At 42.5% G+C, this 20,407-nt stretch carries 15 protein-coding genes and 1 riboswitch; of the genes, 10 read left to right on the forward strand and 5 right to left on the reverse strand.

Annotated elements, in window-relative coordinates; all coding sequences use genetic code 11:
* Together pglZ and ACJYYY_RS00735 are read left to right on the forward strand one after the other, a co-directional pair.
* Positions 1-1,464, forward strand: coding sequence for a BREX-3 system phosphatase PglZ (gene pglZ / locus ACJYYY_RS00730; protein WP_051456840.1), 1,464 nt, complete (start codon positions 1-3; stop codon positions 1,462-1,464).
* Positions 1,465-1,467: 3 nt separating this feature from the next.
* On the forward strand, positions 1,468-2,190 hold the full coding sequence (locus ACJYYY_RS00735; RefSeq protein WP_408868990.1) for a hypothetical protein: 723 nt from the start codon (positions 1,468-1,470) through the stop codon (positions 2,188-2,190).
* Positions 2,191-2,470: 280 nt separating this feature from the next.
* Here ACJYYY_RS00735 and ACJYYY_RS00740 read toward each other — a convergent pair whose 3' ends face one another.
* Positions 2,471-3,634 (reverse strand): DUF3114 domain-containing protein, encoded by a 1,164-nt coding sequence (locus ACJYYY_RS00740; protein WP_051456841.1) that lies wholly within the window; start codon positions 3,632-3,634, stop codon positions 2,471-2,473.
* Between the two features lie 238 nt (positions 3,635-3,872).
* Between ACJYYY_RS00740 and ACJYYY_RS00745 the strand changes: the two genes are divergently transcribed.
* The 3 genes from ACJYYY_RS00745 (at position 3,873) to ACJYYY_RS00755 (ending at position 11,388) form a co-directional block, all read left to right on the forward strand.
* Entirely contained in the window at positions 3,873-6,113 is a 2,241-nt protein-coding gene (locus ACJYYY_RS00745) for a helix-turn-helix transcriptional regulator (RefSeq protein WP_408868991.1), read from the forward strand.
* Between the two features lie 138 nt (positions 6,114-6,251).
* Positions 6,252-9,017, forward strand: a complete 2,766-nt coding sequence (locus ACJYYY_RS00750; protein ID WP_051456844.1) for a glycoside hydrolase family 3 protein — start codon at positions 6,252-6,254, stop codon at positions 9,015-9,017.
* 28 nt (positions 9,018-9,045) lie between these two features.
* Entirely contained in the window at positions 9,046-11,388 is a 2,343-nt protein-coding gene (locus ACJYYY_RS00755) for a beta-glucosidase (RefSeq protein WP_035313544.1), read from the forward strand.
* Positions 11,389-11,428: 40 nt separating this feature from the next.
* On the opposite strand, the gene ACJYYY_RS00760 is transcribed toward ACJYYY_RS00755, so the two are convergent.
* The gene (locus ACJYYY_RS00760; RefSeq protein WP_035313545.1) at positions 11,429-12,046 is read right to left on the reverse strand and encodes an MBL fold metallo-hydrolase; all 618 of its coding nucleotides are present in this window, start codon (positions 12,044-12,046) and stop codon (positions 11,429-11,431) included.
* Positions 12,047-12,251: 205 nt separating this feature from the next.
* Between ACJYYY_RS00760 and murQ the strand changes: the two genes are divergently transcribed.
* The 4 genes from murQ (at position 12,252) to ACJYYY_RS00780 (ending at position 16,633) form a co-directional block, all read left to right on the forward strand.
* On the forward strand, positions 12,252-13,145 hold the full coding sequence (murQ, locus tag ACJYYY_RS00765; RefSeq protein ID WP_035313547.1) for an N-acetylmuramic acid 6-phosphate etherase: 894 nt from the start codon (positions 12,252-12,254) through the stop codon (positions 13,143-13,145).
* A 12-nt stretch (positions 13,146-13,157) separates the two neighbouring features.
* Positions 13,158-14,612 (forward strand): PTS transporter subunit EIIC, encoded by a 1,455-nt coding sequence (locus tag ACJYYY_RS00770; RefSeq protein WP_035313556.1) that lies wholly within the window; start codon positions 13,158-13,160, stop codon positions 14,610-14,612.
* Positions 14,613-14,702: 90 nt separating this feature from the next.
* On the forward strand, positions 14,703-15,749 hold the full coding sequence (locus ACJYYY_RS00775) for a MupG family TIM beta-alpha barrel fold protein (protein WP_408868992.1): 1,047 nt from the start codon (positions 14,703-14,705) through the stop codon (positions 15,747-15,749).
* A 38-nt stretch (positions 15,750-15,787) separates the two neighbouring features.
* Positions 15,788-16,633, forward strand: coding sequence for a MurR/RpiR family transcriptional regulator (locus tag ACJYYY_RS00780; RefSeq protein ID WP_035313562.1), 846 nt, complete (start codon positions 15,788-15,790; stop codon positions 16,631-16,633).
* Between the two features lie 48 nt (positions 16,634-16,681).
* Here ACJYYY_RS00780 and ACJYYY_RS00785 read toward each other — a convergent pair whose 3' ends face one another.
* From ACJYYY_RS00785 to ACJYYY_RS00795, 3 genes are read right to left on the reverse strand one after another with little or no spacing between them, the layout of a single operon-like run.
* The gene (locus tag ACJYYY_RS00785; protein ID WP_035313565.1) at positions 16,682-17,425 is read right to left on the reverse strand and encodes an energy-coupling factor transporter transmembrane protein EcfT; all 744 of its coding nucleotides are present in this window, start codon (positions 17,423-17,425) and stop codon (positions 16,682-16,684) included.
* On the reverse strand, positions 17,418-18,818 hold the full coding sequence (locus ACJYYY_RS00790; RefSeq protein ID WP_408868993.1) for an ABC transporter ATP-binding protein: 1,401 nt from the start codon (positions 18,816-18,818) through the stop codon (positions 17,418-17,420). The genes ACJYYY_RS00785 and ACJYYY_RS00790 overlap by 8 nt, the downstream gene beginning before the upstream one ends.
* Positions 18,805-19,383: an ECF transporter S component gene (locus ACJYYY_RS00795; protein WP_035313566.1), complete on the reverse strand. Its 579-nt coding sequence runs from the start codon at positions 19,381-19,383 to the stop codon at positions 18,805-18,807. Before ACJYYY_RS00795 ends, ACJYYY_RS00790 begins: the two co-directional genes overlap by 14 nt.
* 109 nt (positions 19,384-19,492) lie before the next feature.
* Positions 19,493-19,595: riboswitch (TPP riboswitch) on the reverse strand.
* 133 nt (positions 19,596-19,728) lie between these two features.
* Here ACJYYY_RS00795 and ACJYYY_RS00800 point away from each other — a divergent pair.
* Positions 19,729-20,277 carry a biotin transporter BioY gene (locus ACJYYY_RS00800; protein WP_035313568.1) on the forward strand — a complete coding sequence of 183 codons (549 nt, stop codon included), beginning with the start codon at positions 19,729-19,731 and terminating at the stop codon, positions 20,275-20,277.
* Positions 20,278-20,407 lie beyond the last annotated feature (130 nt).

A 20,407-nucleotide genomic window follows, 5' to 3' on the forward strand; every position in this document is an offset into this window, starting at 1 on the left:
ATGGATTGGGTAGAGAAAATAAAAAACATGTTCCCTAGAACAGGAGACTTTTATCTCGTAAAGGATTCGGATGGAATCCTAGATGATTCAAGTGTAATAGACATGTTTAGTAGGAATGATATTGACTATGTTGATTTTCTTGACCCAATTGTTTTTCGGCATACTTATGAGGCTACCTATAAATATGAAAGAACTAATACTTTGATAATTCGGACTGTGAACTATTCTGATATACCTTATGATGTCTATGCTGAGGCTTTTCAGATACAAATTAATTTAAAAGATTTAATAGCATTTTTGGATTACACAGCAATTAAAGAGTGTAAAATCGGACTACCTGAATTAATTGACATTGATTCCTTTCAATATAAAACTTTAAATTACGAAGAAACTAAGATATTGTTATCTAAAAAAAACAAACATGAAGATATGAAAGAGTATGTGTTGCCTGTAACAAATGATATAAAAACATTTGGATTAGCAGCTATGATTATTGGTCAATGGAGAAGTGGGGATAATACCTTAAATGAAAAGCAAATTTCAAGTATTAATAATGTTAATTCAAAATTTCAGAAGTGGTTAATTCAAAATTTTGATCAAACAGTCTCCTTACCATCGTACCCTAAACCCAAAATGGTTCATCAAATTCCCGATTTTATGAATCATAGTGATTATAGTCAAAAAAAAGCATTAATTGTAATGGATGGAATGAGTTTTACTCAGTGGAATATAATAAAAGACTATCTTGCAGATAATCAATTTAAAACAGAAGTTACTCCAACTTTAGCATGGGTACCTTCGATAACTTCAGTATCAAGACAATCTATTTTTTCTGGAAAACCACCGTTGAATTTTAGTGATACTATTAATACAACAAATTATGAAGAAATACAATGGAAAAGTTTTTGGATAGATAAAGGATTTGACAAGTCTGATGTTTTTTATCAAAGGGCTCTAGGAAGTGATAATTATTTAGAAATGGATTTACAGCATTTACTAAGAAATAAAAAAATTGTTGGTTGTGTGATAGATAGTATAGACAGATTTATGCATGCTGCTCAACAAGGTTTATGGTCCGTTCATTCTGAATTAAATTATTGGTTGAATAGAGGCTTCTTACTATCATTTTTAAAAGATTTGATTGAGAATGATTTTGAAGTATATATGACTTCAGATCATGGAAATATAGAATCCCATGGTGTTGGAAGGATTAACCAAGGTGTGTTAGCGAATTCAAAGGGAGAAAGAGTCAGAGTATATGATGATAAAAGTATACGAAATAGAACTAGAGAAGATTATTTTGAAGTAAGCGAGAATTGGGATAGCCAGTTTTTACCGCGGAATTATTATCCTTTAATTGCGAAAGAAAATTATGCATTTATCACTAAAAATGATAAAATTGTTGGGCATGGTGGGACAAGCATTGAAGAAGTATTTGTACCATTTGTTAAAGTAACAAGGTAAGGAATGAATAGAATGAGGAAAACAGTCGGTTTATTTCGCCCATTGAGATTTGACCACTTAGATTTAACAGCTAAGCTTTTAGTTAAGTATTCGATAACTGATACATTTGAAATATTAGATGATGTTTTAGCCAAAGAGTTTAAAGGTAAGGAAGGTCGCCGAAAGATAATAAATAATTTGACTAGAGTATGGTCAGGTGGTAAAAAGGAACCTTCCACTTTTCAAAAAGAAGTATTAGCCAAATATAATGCGTCAGATAAAAATGATAAGATTATCTATCAATATTTGATGACTTCTTTAGCATTTCCATTCTTTAGTGAAACGACAACATTTATTGGGAAATACTTAAAAATGTCTGATACTTTTAAATCTAGTGTTATTTTATCTGAAATGAGAAATTCCTATGGAAGTGCAGAGTCAGTTTATAAGGGAGTCAATGCTGTTTTAAATGGTTTGAAGAGTTGGGAGATATTATCAGAAGGAAGTAGTAAGAATCATTATGTTTTTAAGGAGAACTTATTAGAGATTAGTAATGAGTTTCAACTAAATCTCCTGGTACTTGTAGTTATTCAAAATTACGTGGGTGATTCATTAACTGTTGAACAAATTAACAATCATGCATCTATGTTTCCTTTTAGATATTTAATCCGAAAAGAAGATATAGTATCTTCTCAATTTGAAATTATTGAAGACAGACTTGATACTTATATTTCGATATTATCATAAGAGTAATATTTTAAAGAATGACTAGTCTATTTTATGGTGTTAATTGGTGTTAATTTTATCCAAAACAATGGATTTCTATCATTTAATAAACCATTTTATATTTCTTATGTATTGGAATAAAAGGGCTCATAGGTACTGAGTATCCTTTGTTTTTAAGTATAGAATTCTCAAAACGTTAATAGTTACATATTGCCGTTTCAAACACTTTCCAAGCAATTGGGAAGTGTTTTTTTGTCAAAAAAACCATCTGCCGCGAAGAAGCTGACAGATGGTTGTTGTTTTAGAGGCTGATGAGCTGTGAGAATAACCACAGGATTAGTAACAGTAAGCAGATACTGATGACATATAGCACCAAAGTAAGTGTGCGTCTTTTTTGGGAGTGTGGCAGTTGACGGTAAAAGCGGTGGAAGCCTTTGTTGCGTCGCTTGTTGCGGCAAAAGGCAACGAAGGCCTGGTACATGTCGTCCTGTTGTGCGACTGGAATCGTGTGCCAAGCGCTCACATCTCGCGGCCCGCGTTTGACTAAGTCCGCATAGTTGCCCGTTTTATTAAAATCACCTTCGCTTTTCCACAGCCGTGTCGCTTGTTTACGTAATAACGGATCAGCTGGATGTTGCACATCGAGCCATTGGTGACTCTGATCATTTTTTGAAACGTCATGATTTTGTCCGTGCGACACACCGTAATTAAAGGAGGCGGTGTTGGCGATATCGCGACAATTGGTTAACTCGTATGCAGTTGGATCCGATTGATAGTGCCCGTTCGCCAAGCGCGTGTAACAATTCCATTCACTCACAAAACGGCCGGTCGCAATCTCAACGATGAATTCAGCCATCCGGGCATTGTTATACGGCCGTGGTGCCGTGTTTTTTTGGGGGATTTGGAGCTTCATGTTGGCGGGGAAACGAAAGCCAGTCGCTGCCCGATTATGAAAATTAGCACCGGTTGTGTAATCACAAGTCAGTTTAAAAGCTATGAGATAGTGTTGTAATTTTTCATAATCCGTTTTTCCATCATAGTGTGTGCGAATGTAGGTCATATTATGCAAATCGATATAACTGCGAAATAAATGGAGCTTACGACCGAGCGGACTTGTGCCGAGACCCTCAGCCGTCGGAAAGGCGAGTTGCACACTGCGTCGTAATTTACTAAAAAAAAGCGCATGCGGCGGCAGTTCCGGATCAATACGATACGGCCCAGTCAGCTGCAAAAACTGGTGTTGATCAATCGTTGCCTCTAATTGATGTATTAAAAGCGTCAACTTCGAGGTGGCTGACAGGTGCAAGGCATCAAACATTTTTTCGTAAAGGGGCGAACCGATTAAAAAAAGGGAGTCCGCGAGGGTTGTGTCTGTTGGTTGCTGTTCGGTCGCTGTCCGATAGACTAATATCGCGGCTTCATCCCAACCGGCATTTGTAAGAAAGGTCTCATTATGTCTCGTCATTGGCATTCATCCTAACTGTGAGAGTGATGTGATACGTCTACTAAAAGAATAGCATATCTAATCGATAATATAAAAAAATCAACTCGGTAAGCAGTTATTAACAGCCTTATCCCCATCTGTTGACAAGGCAGCCTAGTTCAAGTTATCCACATGTGGATAAACAAGCGCTAAAGCTGTCTTTTCAGCTCGAACTATCATAAAATAAAAGGAGAGTGTTTTTTTGAGGAGGTGATAGCCTGTGAACTTAAATAAAGAATTGCTTGTGACAACGACGCGTCTGTCGTTAGAAACACTGGCATCGACTGATTTACAACTTAATAATGACTTAAAACTGCTGTTTGTTGTGGTAGGTCGCCTCGAATTGGTGACACAGGGGCGGCTGACAGCCGTTGAAACCGGTGAAATAGCGCTCGTGAATCGCGGTGAAATGGTGAGTGTTGAAGCGAGTGCAGACAATAGCGTGCTATCACTTGAAGTTGATACCGTTCAGTTGGAACCGTTCAGCGGCTTTTTTCAATTGACACAGCCGTTATCCCCTCGCTATTATCCGGATGTGCATCACCAACTGACGAAGCTGCTGGCCCGTCTTTATCTGGAACAAGCAGAGCGCGCGAAAGGGTATCGTTATGTGATAGAAGGTTACATTAGACTGTTACTTGGTGTTTTAGTGAGAAGTTTACCGTACAGCACAAAATTAACAGATGAGCAGCAGTCGCCAAGCCATTCGGTGCGAAATGACGCTATCGTCGACTATCTGCACCGTCATTACACCGAGAAAATTAGTCTGCAGTCATTAGCCGATCAGTTTTATATGAGTAAATTTTATTTGGCCCATCGTTTTAAAGCAGAACGAGGTCTTACAATCGGCAACTATATTAGAGAAATAAGACTGTTGAAGGGGATTCGGTTGTTAGAAGCAACCACCATGTCGATTAACGGCATTGCTCAAGCGGTTGGTTTTTCAACGGCGCGCGCCTTCAGTGATTTGTTCAGAGAGCGTAACGGTATTAGTCCGTTAGCTTTTCGCAATCGAAAGCTAGCCTTAGCCAAAGAATCAGCAGCCGAAATCCCCCGCTTTGTAGAACAACGGTTAAGAGGTTATTTAACAAGTAATGAGGGTGATTTGGTCAAGCAACTGCCTGTGGATAAGCATGTGAAACGTCTGACTGTGACGAACGAACAGAAAATTTTGAGTAAGCAACGTTTTTTTGTGAAACTTGATGTACTCGAGTTGAATGCCTCAATTGTCACACAATTACATCGGAGTGGAATCCGGTATGTGGCTGTTGACAACATTGTGGATAACTTTATTTTTGTCGATGACATCACGATTGATTATCAACGGATCGATCAACGCTTACGTCAGCTTTGTGCGGCTGGTTTTATCCCGTATTTCCAATGGCAGGTGTCCGATTGGCAAAGCTATCAATCTGCCAAAGTGAAGCTGACTTTTGCAACGATGATGGAACAGTTTGCTTATCATTTGCAACGGGTGCATCCTTTGACAGCGCAATGGGTGTTTGAGTTTCGTTGTTTCAATGAACAAGCCGATAGTAGCGCTTTAATTCAGGCGTTGGTCGATAGTGTTCGTTATTTTAAACCGATTGGTGAGGTGTTGCTTCATTTTCCGCGTTTTCCAGGACAGGAGGAACCACAAACTACAAAGGAGAAGACAATCAAAGTCATCGATGATTTTTCAGCAGTGAGAGACTTGCCTTATGAGGCGGCGCTGCGGTTAATTTCGGCACGCTCAATTATTGAAAAGATAGCGGAAATGAGCAATAGTCATGGCCAACAGCTTGTGTTACAACAATTGCGAGCGGCCGATAATGATGCATATTTTGCAAAACTGACGGAACTGACAATGGCTAACTACATGATTTGGTATTGTTTCAATCACCTGCAACAACATGAGCTTTACTATTTGCCGGTTTCATTGGATGGTCAACCGTTGTATCGAGATTTTCCACGTGAGTTATCACGTAAAATGGCATTGGCTTATCCTGATGGTCGGTTCAAACTGAATACTCATACCTATACATTATTGAATAAGCTATTTGAGACAGTCGTTTATCGAGATCAGCAGTGTATCGTAACGAAAAAAAATGAAAATTATCGGATGTTGTTCTGTCATCCTGACCTTAACAATATGAGGGAAGTCACCGGCTTTAAAAAGGCCTCGACCTTAACGGAGTCGGCAGCATTTCATCATAGCTATGCTCTTACAATCAATGCAATAAAGGGGTGCTATCACCAAACGACCGAAACCTTATCACCGTTAATAAGTGACAGACAAAAACAACTTTTCCAAGTAGCTGCTGGCGTGAGTTTAACGGCAGAGGATGTCTGCTCTTATAATGCGTTACGACGTCCAGCGCACAAAAGTGAACACTTGCACCTCGATGGCGCTTATTCGTTCGAGGTCGATCTCGGGTTACTAACGATTGTGTACCTCGAATTAAATAAGCTGTCGGATTAAACTGCTAAATATTGCTGTTAAAAAGAGGAGAATCCTCAAGAAACAGCAATATTTTATTTTTTTTGCACAATAACAGCACAACACAAATGAAAGCGTTGTCATACAATGGAGGTGTAAAGACTAAAGGGGGCGGATTAAATGAGTGGTAAATTAACGAAACGTCGCAGTCGAAAAATTAAAATGAGCGAGCAGCTCACTCGTGATAGAGCTGAACGACAAGCGCGACGATTAGCGATTAAGCAACTGCCATTGGCGCAGAAAAAGGAAGCGTTAGTGGCTGATAAACGGGCCCAAAAAAGAGCACGCTTGAATGATAAACGTGTGCTTAAAGCATTGCCGAAAGCGGAGCGGAACGAACGTAAAAAAGAGGCCAAGGTTTATCGTAAACTAAAAAACAGACCACGACGGCTCATTATTTGGTCAGCCGTTGCCTTGGTTGTCGTCGGTGTCGCGATAAAAATCGGCCCAACAGCAGCGCATATGTACACGATTATGAGTGGCAAAAACGTGGTGATCAATACAGAGACACCCGCGGGCGAAAAAGCGCGTGCCCTCGGCAATAAGGTGTCGCGCGAGATAGCGGCCGAAGGCATTGTTTTGATGAAAAACGAGGCGGATAACTTACCGTTGAAAGATACCCGTGTCAATGTGTTTGGAACTGCGGCCTTTAACTTCCGTTATGGTGGTGGGGGTTCAGGTGGAATCGACACATCAGCAGCGGTTAATTTGTTTGATGGTTTGAAGCAAGCCGATGTGAGCTATAATCAAGAACTGCGTCAGTTTTACGAAGCTTTACCTGAGGTAAAAAAAGCCGAGGCGACGCAAAACGATAGTGGCATGATGCAGGTCGTTAAATCGATGATTTCAGGTAACGATGAAGATGAGCCGGCAATTGCTTATTTGAAAGAGAAGGTCATTAAACAAGCGCAGGCTTATTCAGATAATGCTGTCATATTATTGGCGAGTTCAGGTGTTGAAAGCAGTGATATGAGCCAAGAGCAACTGCAACTGACCAAAAACAAACGTGCACTGATTCAGACGGTAGCTGCTAATTTTGACAATGTTACCGTGGTTGTCAATGCAGGTAATGCGCTGGAATTAGGTTATTTAGAGGAATTTCCACAAATTAAATCGATTGTATGGGTTGGAACGCCAGGGCCATATGGAACAGCAGCCCTTGGTGATGTGTTAGCTGGAAAAGTCAATCCATCAGGACGATTAACCGATACGTATGCCTATGATGCTAAGTCGGCACCAGCGACTGAAAACTTCGGCGATTATAAATATAATAATTTAAAACAGTCCTACGTTAACTATCAAGAGGGGATTTATATTGGCTATCGTTATTATGAGACCTACTACAAAGACGATGAGGTCGGTTATCATAAAGCCGTCCAGTTCCCTTATGGTCATGGTTTAAGTTACACCGATTTCGATTGGGAAATTGTTGATAAACAGTTAACTACAGATAAAATCACCGTGGAGGTCGCAGTCACCAATACCGGAAAACGGGCCGGGAAAGATGTGGTCCAGCTTTACTATTCTGCGCCGTATACAAACGGAGGACTTGAAAAGTCTGCCGTTGTGTTAGGTGCGTTTGGTAAGACGAAACTGCTCCAACCTGGAGAAAAACAAACACTTACCTTATCGTACAGTACGAATGATATGGCCTCATATGATGCGAACAAAGAAGAAGCTTACGTACTCGAGGCGGGCGACTATCAGCTGAAGTTAGCGCAAAACGTCCATCAATCGACACTCGACTTTACGTATAAGGTGCCGAAAACGAAGGTGATTAAAACCGATGCTGTGACAGGGACAACGATTAAAAATCAATTTGCAGCGAGTGAGGCTGATTTAACTTATCTTTCACGGGCAGATTGGCAAGGAACATACCCGTCAGATAAGGCGAACAATCATCGGGCACCGCAGTTCGTGCTTGATGAGTTAGCGAAGAAACCAACCGATTCGAAGTTACCAATGCCACAATTTGAACAAGACAATCAGTTGAAATTAGCTGATTTAAAAGGACTTGCTTACGATGATCCGAAGTGGGAGCAGTTTTTAGACCAGTTTACTAAAGAAGAATTAATCGATTATGTTGTTAATGGTGCCTACCAAACGGAGGCGATTGACCGTTTAGGTGTACCGTCTGCGATGTTACTCGATGGTCCGGCTGGACTTAATTCCTTCTTTAAAAAATTCAAAGCGGCTTCGTTCCCATCTGAAAATGTGTTGGCAGCGACTTGGAATGATCAGTTAGGCTACGCTATGGGTGCAGCGATTGGGAAAGAAGCGAAGGTTTATGGTGTGCATGGTTGGTATGCGCCAGCAGTCAATTTACATCGGACATCAATGGGTGGACGCAACTTTGAATATTTCTCAGAAGACCCAGTCTTATCCGGCAAGATGGGTGCAGCAGTCATTAAAGGGGCACAGGCACAAGATATTATCGTCTTTATGAAACATTTTGCGATGAATGACCAAGAAACGAATGCGCGCTCTGGTTTATATGTATGGGCCAATGAGCAATCAATCCGCGAACTGCATTTACGTCCGTTTGAAATTGCCGTCAAAGAGGGTAAAACATTAGGGACAATGTCGAGTTTTAGTTTAATCAATGGTAAATGGACCGGTGGCAACGCGGAACTGCTCAATCAGGTGTTGCGCGATGAATGGGGCTTTGAAGGGGTTGTCTCCAGCGATGCCGTCTTTGGTTTTATGCATGCAGATGATGCCGTTGTATCAGGTAATGACTTAATGCTCGATACGATGAGTGCGCCTAAAAATGTGAAACGAATTAAGGCAGCCTATGAGGCGGACCCATCGGGAACGGCGATTGGGTTACGAACGAGTGTACACAATATCATGTATGCCTTATTACAAACGTATTTAATTAAATAACAGAACGAATGAAATTGAGGTGGAAGCAGTGAAACACGAAGCGCTAATCAAACAAATGACAGTGGCAGAAAAGGCGTCATTAATGTCGGGGGCTAATTTTTGGCAAACGAAGGCGATTGAACGCTTAAATATTCCGTCAATTATGATGACGGATGGGCCGCATGGATTACGAAAGCAAGGCGGTAAGGCCGATCATCTCGGTCTAAATGCTAGTCTGCCTGCGACCTGTTATCCAACAGCGGCGACGCTCGCTAATAGTTGGGATCCACAATTGTTGGAGGAAGTCGGAGCAGACTTAGGGGCGGAATGTGTCGCTGAACAGGTGAGTGCGTTATTAGGGCCGGGGTTGAACATTAAACGAAATCCCTTATGTGGCCGTAATTTTGAATATTTCTCAGAGGATCCGTTCTTAACGGGAGTACTAGCTAGCGCGCAAGTAAAGGGAATTCAGGCACAGGGTGTGGCGGCATGTCCGAAACATTTTGCGGTTAACAGTCAAGAGCATCTGCGGATGACGATTGACGAAGTTGTTGATGAACGCTCATTGCGTGAGCTGTATTTGCAGGGCTTTCAGCGGGTAGTGACTGAGGCGCAGCCGCAGATGATTATGTCATCCTACAATAAGGTCAATGGTATTTATGCCAACGAACACCCGCAGTTAATGAACGTCATCTTGTATGATGAGTGGCATTTTGGTGGCGTGATGGTAACTGATTGGGGCGGAAATGACGACCGTGTAGCAGGGCTACGTGCGGGTAATCAACTTGAAATGCCTGCGACTAATGGCATTACTGACTTGGAAATTGTTGCAGCGATTGAAGCGAACACGTTAGCAGAAACCGTACTCGATGAGGCGGTCGATCGTTTGTTAGAACTCGTATTCAGTACGGCGCCGACGACAGAATCGCAAGTGGCAATCAATCATGAGCAGCATCACCAACGAGCGGTGGAAGCAGCTAAACGTTCATTGGTCTTGTTGAAAAACGCCGACAACAGCTTGCCGTTACAGGCAACTGAACGAGTAGCGGTCATTGGTGATTTTGCTGATAAACCACGCTATCAAGGGGCGGGGAGTTCATTAATTAACCCGACAAAGGTGCCGCGTCCAATCGATGTATTGGCTGACAGTGAATTGACGATTTGTGGCTATGCCCAAGGGTTTAAACGAATGGGTGGTCGAAGTAACCGTTTAATGAAAGAAGCCATCGCATTAGCACAGACGGCCGATAAGGTACTCTTGTTTGTTGGGTTGGATGAAAGCAGTGAGGCAGAGGGTGTTGATCGCGAGAATCTGCGCTTGCCAGACAATCAATTGGCAGTAATCGAGGCGTTATCAGCATTACAGGTACCACTAATTGTCGTGCTGGCGGGTGGTGGTGCGCTTGAACTGCCGTTTGCCGATGAAGTGGCGGCAATTGTCCATACGTATTTGGCGGGCCAAGGTGGGGCACAGGCATTAGTAGAACTGTTAAGCGGCGCCTATAATCCGAGTGGTAAGTTGAGTGAAACATATCCGCTTAGTTATGAAGATGTCCCCTCAGCTCCTTATTACCCGGGTAAAGAAGCCACCTCTGAGCATCGGGAAGGTCTTTTTATCGGCTATCGTTATTTTGATACGTTCAATGTACCGGTTCGTTACCCTTTTGGTCACGGTTTGTCCTATACAAGCTATCGTTACAGCGACTTTAAACGTGAGGAGTTAACGGTATACTTTACAGTGACGAACACCGGGACGATTGCGGGGGAAGAAATTGCTCAGCTTTATATCCAAAAAGAGCAGTCACGGATGATTCGTGCCAAGCGAGAGTTAAAAGGGTTTGTGAAGGTGGCATTGGCGCCAGGAGAAGCAAAAGCAGTGAGCATCACCCTCAAAGAGAGTGATTTTGCATATTATAGCGTGGTGAAGCAGGCATGGGCAGTCGAAGAAGGGACGTATACGTTGCAAATCGGGAGTTCTATACAGGCGATTCATCTCAGTGGCACGATTGAGCGTTCAGGTGAAAATGAAACAGAGGAGTATGCCCTCAGTCGTTTTCCACAGTATGCAGCAGGCAACATCCACGCGATTCCGGATGCTGAATATCGGGAGTTGTTAGGTTATGAACCACCGGCACCCCTATGGAAGCCCGAAGCTGCTTTAGGGATGAATGATACGATTGCACAAGCAAAAAATAAAAATTGGTTAGGTAAACTCAGTTATGGTTTGGTCATCTTCGTGAAAAAAATATTAGAGTTACTGAAACAACCGTTATGGGCCAATAATATGTATTTTGTGTTGAACATGCCGTTTCGCCAAGTGGAACGTTTTACGGGTGGGAAAATTAGTCGTAAAGCCGTGTTACGTTATTTACGTTGGGTGAATGGCAAATGATTAAAAAAAAGGAACTGCGCGAAGCAGTTCCTTTTTTGTTCTAATTAAAGTAAGGATTGGTGGCAATTTCAGTCCCAATCGTTGTCGCCTCACCATGGCCTGGATAGGCCGCAAAGGTTGCTGGTAAGGTAAACAGTTGTGTGCTGATTGATTGTAGCAATTGCTGCTGATTGCCTAAGTATAAATCAGTGCGACCCATGCTGCCTTTAAAGAGGGCGTCACCACACACGACAAAATTGTCAAAGACAAAGCTCACGCTCCCTGGTGAATGTCCGGGAGTTTCGACACAATAAAAGGTGATGCCCCCGAGTGTGTAGTCTGTGTGAGACACAAGTAACTCCTCAGCTGGTGCAGCCACCAAAGCGTTACCACTATTAGCGGATAAGTTAAACGCAGGATTGCTCAACCACGCTTGCTCAATCGGGCTAACGTAGACCGGAACGTGATAACGAGCCCGTGTTTGTTCGAGTGACTCAATATGATCGTAGTGGGTATGTGTTAAAAGAATAGCGGCGGGTGTTGTGTCTGTGGCAGTAATCGCAGCCGTAATTGCCTCGAAATCTTCGCCCGGATCGATAATCAAACAGTGTGATTCATTGTGAATAATGTAACAGTTTTCGGCGATACGACCGTTAATAATACGTTTAATTGTTAGCATGAAAAAACCTCCTCAATGTTCGTTAAGTAAAGTATAGCATGAACTAAAATAAAGCGGTATTTTTATAAATGTATAGGGAAGTGACAATCTTTTGAATGAATTGTGAAATAAAATTACTTAATAAAATAAAAAAGTTGAAATAATATTTCAGAAGAAGTACAATAAAGATGTAAACGGATACAGTCGAATTAGAGGAGTGGGAAAAATGATTGAACATTTAAACACAGAAAAACGCAATGAGAGAACAGCTAACTTAGATCAAATGTCAGTACACGAAATTTTAGCAGTGATGAATGAAGAAGATAAACGGGTACCGTTAGCGATAGCGGAGCAATTACCGCAGATTGAAGCTGTCGTTAAAGCGGTTATCACCGTCTTTGAACAAGGAGGCCGTTTATTTTACATCGGTGCCGGAACAAGTGGTCGTTTAGGTATTTTAGATGCGGTTGAATGCGTACCAACGTTTGGAACAGAGGCAGAAATGGTACAAGGTTTAATCGCTGGTGGAGCTAAAGCGATTAAAGATGCAGTTGAAGGGGCAGAGGATTCAACAGAATTAGCTGTGGCCGATTTACAAGCAGTCAACTTAAATGAAAAAGATATTGTCATTGGTATTGCTGCAAGTGGACGCACACCTTATGTCATCGGTGGCTTAGACTATGCGACAACAGTTGGTGCAATGACGGCAAGCATTGCCTGTAATGCACCCGCTGAAATTAGCGCGCATGCACAATTAGCGATTGAAGTTGTCCCAGGTGCTGAAATTTTAACGGGATCAACCCGCTTAAAAGCAGGTACGACCCAAAAATTAGTGCTCAATATGATTTCAACAACAGCGATGATTGGCATTGGTAAAGTTTATAAAAACTTAATGGTTGATGTCCGTTCAACCAATATCAAATTAGTGCAACGTGCTAAAAATATCATTAAAGACGCAACCGGTTGTGATGAAGCAACGGCTGAACGTGTTTTCGAAGAAAGTAATCATCACGTTAAAACTGCGATTGTTATGGTATTAACAGGGATGGATTACACCGCAGCAACAAAGAGTTTAGTTGAAAGCAAAGGCTTTGTCCGTCGGACATTACCTAAATTGTAAGGGGGAGCATAGATGAGTAAAGAAGTTGAATTGGCACAACGGATTGTTGAAAAAATTGGTGGTCTCGACAATATTAAAATCGTGAACCATTGCATGACGCGTGTCCGTTTATCATTGCGTGATAATGAGCAAGTGCAGATGGATGCGTTAAAGCAAGTTAAAGGTGTCATGGGTGTTGTTGAAGAAGACACGATTCAGATTATCGTCGGTCCCGGAACAGTTAACAAGGTGGCGAAGGCGATGACCGACATGACTGGTGTTGAACTCGGTGCTGAAATTAAAACAGCCCAAGCAACAAAAGTGAGTGGTTCAAACCGTGAACAAGTCGAAGCGATTGCATCGGCCAATAAAGCGAAGTATAAAAAAGGTGGCAACGGAGCGATGAAACGCTTCTTAGCGACAATCTCGGGTGTTTTTATTCCCCTCATTCCGGCCTTTGTTGGTGCGGGCTTAATTGCGGGTGTTGGTGCGATAATAGCCAACATGATTGTGGCAGGTAAGTTAGATGGTAGTCAATGGTCTGAAATTGTACTAGTGCTGAATGTCATTAAAAACGCGCTGTTTGCCTTCTTGAATATCTATGTCGGTATTAATGCGGCGAAACAATTTGGTGCAACCTTACCGCTCGGTGGTGTCATCGGTGGTGTCATCTTACTTAATGGTGTGACACCCGACCAAACGATTCAAAATATTTTCACGCATGAAGCATTGCTTTCGAATCAAGGTGGCATTATCGGCGTTATTATTGCGGTTTATCTGCTTTCAATCGTGGAAAAAGGCTTGCGTACCTTTGTGCCGAATGCGATTGATATTATTGTGACACCAACGATTGCTCTGTTAGTTACGGGTTTAGCAACAATCTTTTTAATTATGCCCGCCGCAGGTTACGTCTCAGATGGGATGTTAACAGCGATTAACTGGGTGATCGGTACCGGAGGTGCAATTTCTGGTTTCTTACTAGCTGTCCTCTTTTTACCGATGGTAATGTTTGGCTTACATCAAGTGTTAACCCCAATTCATATTGAAATGATTAATCAAGTGCATATGACAACGTTATTGCCGATTATCGCAATGGCAGGTGCTGGCCAAGTCGGTGCAGCGATTGCTTTATGGGTTAAATGTCGCAAAAACAAACCGTTTACAAACATCATTAAAGGTGCGTTGCCAGTTGGAATTTTAGGAATTGGTGAACCGCTCATTTATGGTGTGACATTACCATTAGGTCGTCCGTTCATTACCGCTTGTTTAGGTGGTGGGATTGGTGGCGCTGTCATTGGTGCCTTCGGTAATGTTGGTGCGATTGCCATTGGACCATCGGGTGTCGCGCTCATTCCCCTCATTCATGACGGAAAATGGCTCATCTATGTGTATGGTTTACTTGCAGCTTATGCTGGCGGGATGATATTAACCTACATCTTTGGTGTACCAAAAGAAGCGACGAAAGCAGTCGCGGCCGAAACGGAATAAACGGGACGTAAGGCTTGTTAGAGCGTCCAACAGTGTATAAATGAAAACGTAGACTTAACAGGTCTACGTTTTTTTAAAGGAGGAGAAAAGATGTTAGGTTTTTTAATTTCATTAACAGAACAAACGGTAGCCGAAAACAAGCGATTAATTGAACGGATGGCACAAACGGGGAGTCGTTATGCGTTTACTTCATTGCAGATGCCTGAAGAAAAACCAGCGGACCTCCAAGCGGTGTTGCTTGAAATTGGCGCCTGTTTAAAAGCGCATCAGGTGCAATGGATTGCCGATGTCTCACCGATGACGTTTGAACAGTTTACCTTGAATCGCTTAAAAGCGTTTGGTTTTACCGGTTTGAGGATTGATGATGGAATTTCAATGGCAGACATTGCGGCCATGACCGAAGAATGGCAGATTATTTTAAATGCGAGTACATTAACTGCGGCGGATATGAATGACTTGATGAACAACCATGCGCACATGAATCGGTTAGCGGCTTGGTACAATTATTACCCACGTCCAGAAACCGGCTTGGAACGTGAGGCGTTTATAAAACATACGGCCTTTATTAAAAGTTATGCGATTGAAACGGGCGCATTTATTCATGGTGATGGTAAACAACGGGGGCCGATATATGCCGGTTTACCGACGTTGGAAGAACACCGTGACCTTCATCCCCTTGCCCAATACCTTGATTTACGTGACTGTGGTATTGATACGGTATTGGTGGGTGATTTATCGTTGCAGTCAGCCACGATGGCACAGTTTGAACGATGGTTTACCGATCAGCTCCTGTTGTTACATGTCGATAATCAAAGCGACTTTGCATGGCTCGATGATGTGTTTCATGTGCGTCGGGATGTGGCGCGGGATGTGATTCGGGCAGCGGATAGTCGTGTGCGTTTAGCGCAACGCTATCATCCGATTGCGGCCGAACAGACAAATGAGCGTTTACGTGGCTGTATCACAATTGATAATGCGGCGTATTTACGTTATGAAGGTGAAGTTCAAATTATGTTAACCGATTTGCAAGCAGATTCGCGAGTGAACGTATTGGGGCAGGTAATTACAGGGGAGCACTCATTGTTACGATTTCTTAATCGTCCGGGTACCGCTTTCGCTTTTAGCGCTGTAAAATGATAAAATAAGCGCAGGAGTTGTTGAACGGAGGGATTGGAATGAAAGGTATCATCAGTCAGCGAATTGCAATGAACATTAGTAATTTATCGAAGGTTGAGCAACAAGTCGCGCAACTTGTCTTGGATCAAGGAAGTGCATTGATGCAGTTATCAACCCAAGAAATCGCGAAAGAGTCGCAGACGAGTCCAGCATCAGTCGTGCGTTTTTGTAAATCAATGGGATTGAAAGGTGTACCTGAGCTGAAGTTGGCGCTATCGGCAGAAGGGGCGCAAGCCAAAATGACGGGTTATTTTGATATTGTCGCAGATGAGCCCGCTGCTATTTTGATTGAGAAATTGAAAGCGAATACGATGCAAACGGTGGAAGATACATTGGCTCTCATTGATGTCGCACAGTTGCAAGCCATTGCGACAGCACTGACGCAAGCCGAAACAGTGTTTGTCTATGGAATTGGTGCTTCTTGGCTTGTGGCAGAAGACTTTATGCAAAAGTGGTTACGGATGGGGAAACATGTGCATGCTGTCCAAGACATTCATTTGATGGCGACGATGATGGCGACTGCCCAAACACCGGCCTTGTTTTTAGGCGTTTCATACAGCGGTGAAACACCAGAGGTAATCAAGCTACGCGATCGTGCCATTGAAAAGGGTATTACAACGGTGTCTTTAACGGGCTTTGGCAGCAATACGTTAAACCGTGCGAGCGATTATGTTTTGCAAACCTCGCATGCGCCGGAAGCCTTTTTGCGCAGTGCAGCAACAAGTTCGCGAACGGCCCAATTGTTTATTATCGATGCCTTATTTTATGTCTATGCGGCAATGGATGTCCAACATACCCAAGCAGCGTTGCAAGAGACACGTGCAGCAATTAAGGCATTAAAATAAAAGAACGTCTTCCTTATCGACCTTTCGATAGCGAAGACGTTCTTTTAGTTAGGTTAAAAAGAGACAACTGCCGATAACAACAAGCCAAAGGAGTACGTAGTAAAAATCGTTGCGCGAATAAGTTGTTATGTAATAGAAGGAACGTGGTCCTTTTTTAAATTTCTTGGCAGACATCGCGACTGATATTTTAAACGCGCGTCGAATCGATTGTGAGAGCATCGTGATGCTGTAACGCTTCAATTTAGCAACGAGTCCGGCTAAGCCATGCTGTTTATGCATGCCCCGTACACGCATTGCTTTTGTTAAAATCGTAAACTCTTCCAGCATAATCGGCAGTAATCTAAAAACGGTTAGAAAGCTATAAGCAATAAACGTCGGTACGCGAAATTGTTGCATCAGGGCATAAAAAAAGAGGACGGGATTTGTCGTTGTTGCAAAGGATAGACCGAGCAATGAAAAATACAAGGTCCGAAGCATAATAATACTCCCGTTCAGCAGGCTTTCACTCGAAATCCGCCACCACCAAAACTGGAATAAGACATCATCACCGAGTCCGAAGAGCATGACTGTAATACCACTTGTAAACGACAGCAGCAAAAAGGGCAGTAGTAAGCTAAGGCGCCAACGCCATTTCATCGGTGAAAAGAGTAAATAAAGTAACAATGCACAACCGACCAATGCGCCAAGTGTTGTAAGTGAATGAATGAAAAGTGTTGAAATCGTAATGGTGAAGAAAATTAAAAATTTCAAGGCGGGGTTGACCCGTTCGAAAAAGGACGTAGGCTTAAGCATCGGAGGTCGCCTCCTTTAAAGTCGCGATGCCATCTGTTACTTCGAGCACAGCAGTGGCATAACGGTTAATGATTTCTGGTTCATGCGTAATCATGAGAATGGCCATCCCAGCCTGGCGCCATTCTTCTAAATGTTCAATCAGACGAAACGTATTACGGGCATCTTGGCCGAAAGTCGGTTCATCGAGCAATAACAGTGTTGGTTGTGTAATGAGACTACAGGCCACGCTCAACCGACGTTTTTGCCCCATCGATAACGCTAACGGGTGCAAATCTTTTTTTGTAGTGAGGTTAAAGGACTGTAAAAAAAGCCCCAAACGCTCATTTTGCTCTGTAGCACTTAACTGGGTAAACTGCAGCCCATAGGCTAGCTCACTCTCAACTGTATCACAAATAAATTGGTAATTCGGATTTTGGAAGACAAAACCGCAGTCATCTTGCGAACCTTCTGAAAAAGTAAGGTGACCACTTGTTTTTAACAAACCACGGATGCCTTCAAGCAAGGTTGATTTACCAGAACCATTCTCTCCGGTGACACATAACCAGTCGCCGGAGTTGATTGTCAGTTGCTCTAGTGAGACAACTGCTTGTTTTTTTCGTTTGACGGTTAGGTTGTTAATGTTGAGCAGAGGTGTCGTTTGGGTGAGTGTGATTCTCTTAAAGGCAGGCGCCTGATCCCAACTGTTCGGGTGCCAAATACCGGCAGCTTCTAAAAAAGACCGATGGGCTGTTAATACGTGTTCGGTTGGTCCGTCGGCGACGATTTTACCATCAGCATCGATAATGACAACGCGTGAAACAAAATCAATGACTTCGGTAATCTTATGTTCAACGATTAGCAGCGTTTTCTCACTGGTCACGTGTTTTAGTTGTTGCCAAAAATAACGAGTGGCAGCGGGGTCAAGCATTGCTGTCGGTTCGTCTAGATAGTAAAAGTCACTTTCGAGCGCGAGCAAACTAGCCAGTTGTAAACGTTGCTTCATCCCGCCAGATAAGTTGTTAATTGGTGTATGAAACGGTGCGGTCACGTTGGCTAACTTTAAAAAGTGGCGAATCCGTTCTGGCATTTCGGCTGAAGGGCGTTGCTGATTTTCTAACACAAAGGCAATTTCTTCATCTGTGTAGGGCATGTTGAATTGTGAATCAGGGTCTTGAAAAAAGTAAGCGGTATTTGAAGGTGTGTTGGACCAGTCCCATTTTGTTGGGATGGTGATGATATCAGGAATAACCCCGGCTAACACTTCGAGTAAGGTTGATTTTCCGGCGCCACTTGGTCCAAGAATCAGAATTTTCTCACCAGACGTATAGCTGAAATCAAGTTGTTTTAAAAAAGGTTGAGACATGCCAGGAAAGAGCAGTCGGAGGTTTTTAACGCCATAATTAGTCGAGGGCATCGTAATCATCCTTTGTAATCGGTCGTACTAACTGAGCGACCCCGGTTTTTTCCATCGTTTTGGCTAAGTAAAAACTTAAACAACCGGCAATCAGAATAGTACCGACTACACGGAAGATAAAAATTAAGAGTAAGGCCCATGGTTGTACAGCTAAATAGCCGTAGGGCCAATCGATTAAAAAGGACGCCAAGCAAGCAAGTAGGCCCGCAATGATGGTGGTATCCATTGTGAAACGATTGTAACGAGTCGCTATGAAGATTAATTCACAGGCTATCCCTTGACCAATACCGTAAACGAAACTTTGCATCCCTAAACCACCAGCGAAGAAGGTTTCGATTAAGGCTGCAGCAGCTTCGGCAATTAAGGCGACACCGGGTTTACGGATGACGAGCATTGCAAAGGGGCCAGCCATGAACCAAAAACCGTAAATGACTTGCTCTAGCTGTAAGCCAAATGGTTTTAATAAATCATAAGGAACATTACCAACTTTATAAAGAAGGCCGAAGACGAGTGCGATAACGATAGCGACTAAAATATCTTTTAATGTGAGTTGTTGCGTTTTCATCGATTAATCTCCTCTTTTCTTAAATTAAGGCAAAAAAAGCCCGCTTACAGCAGCCAAATACAAGGCGGTAAGCGAAACGAAGGTGTGAGAGTATGAACTCACAGCGAGATAATCGACGTTTCCACTTTCCTACGCTGGTATTAACCAAATCAGGTTCAAAGGGATTAGACGAATGTCTATCTCAGCTAAAAATAGCACCCCTAGTGGATGGATATAAGTTGCCTAAAATATAACATATAAAAAAGGGTGATGCAAACACCTTTTATGTTAACTGTTATCAAAAAAAGTTGACATTGTTGGGTGAGGTCGATAAACTAAGAAGATAGTAAAAGAGGAGAGTGAGCGATGAAAACACAGGCCATAGCATATATAGGTATTATGTTAGCTGTACTAATTGTTTTAGGTTATGTCCCACCAATTGCCATTGGAGTAATCCCTGTTCCGATAGTGATGCAAAATATGGGGATTTTTTTAACTGGATTATTGTTAGGGCAAAAAAAAGGAACGATTACAGTATTGCTTCTATTAATAATGGTAAGTATAGGGTTGCCTGTGCTTAGTGGTGGGAGTGGTGGAGTTGCAGTTTTCTATGGTCCAACTGGTGGTTATGTGATTGGCTACCTTATCGCTGTTACTGTGATTGGCTACGGGCGTGATAGATTATCATCCAAAGTAAATTTCATACGTTTGTTACTCCTAACGCTTTTCGGAGGGGTTTTTATTATCGATCTCTGTGGCTCCATTGGATTGCATTGGCATACGGGGCTCTCTTTAAAAACGGCACTGTTATCGAATGTAGTCTTTATTCCGGGAGATTTGATTAAGGCGGTTATCAGTGTAATCGTAATGATGCGAATGCCTCAACAAATGCGGGTTAAACTAATGAAGGCCTAAGTATGTGCATGAGAGGGTGTTGTGTTCTATCTTCGGTGTAAGTTGAAACACCTGTATGGTGTGAGGTTGAACACAAACGCTGTCGCTTCACCTTCTCGGAGTCGAGTGCCATCAGCACACTCACTTTAAA

It is taken from the genome of Brochothrix campestris (assembly GCF_046058945.1).
GTDB lineage: Bacteria > Bacillota > Bacilli > Lactobacillales > Listeriaceae > Brochothrix > Brochothrix campestris.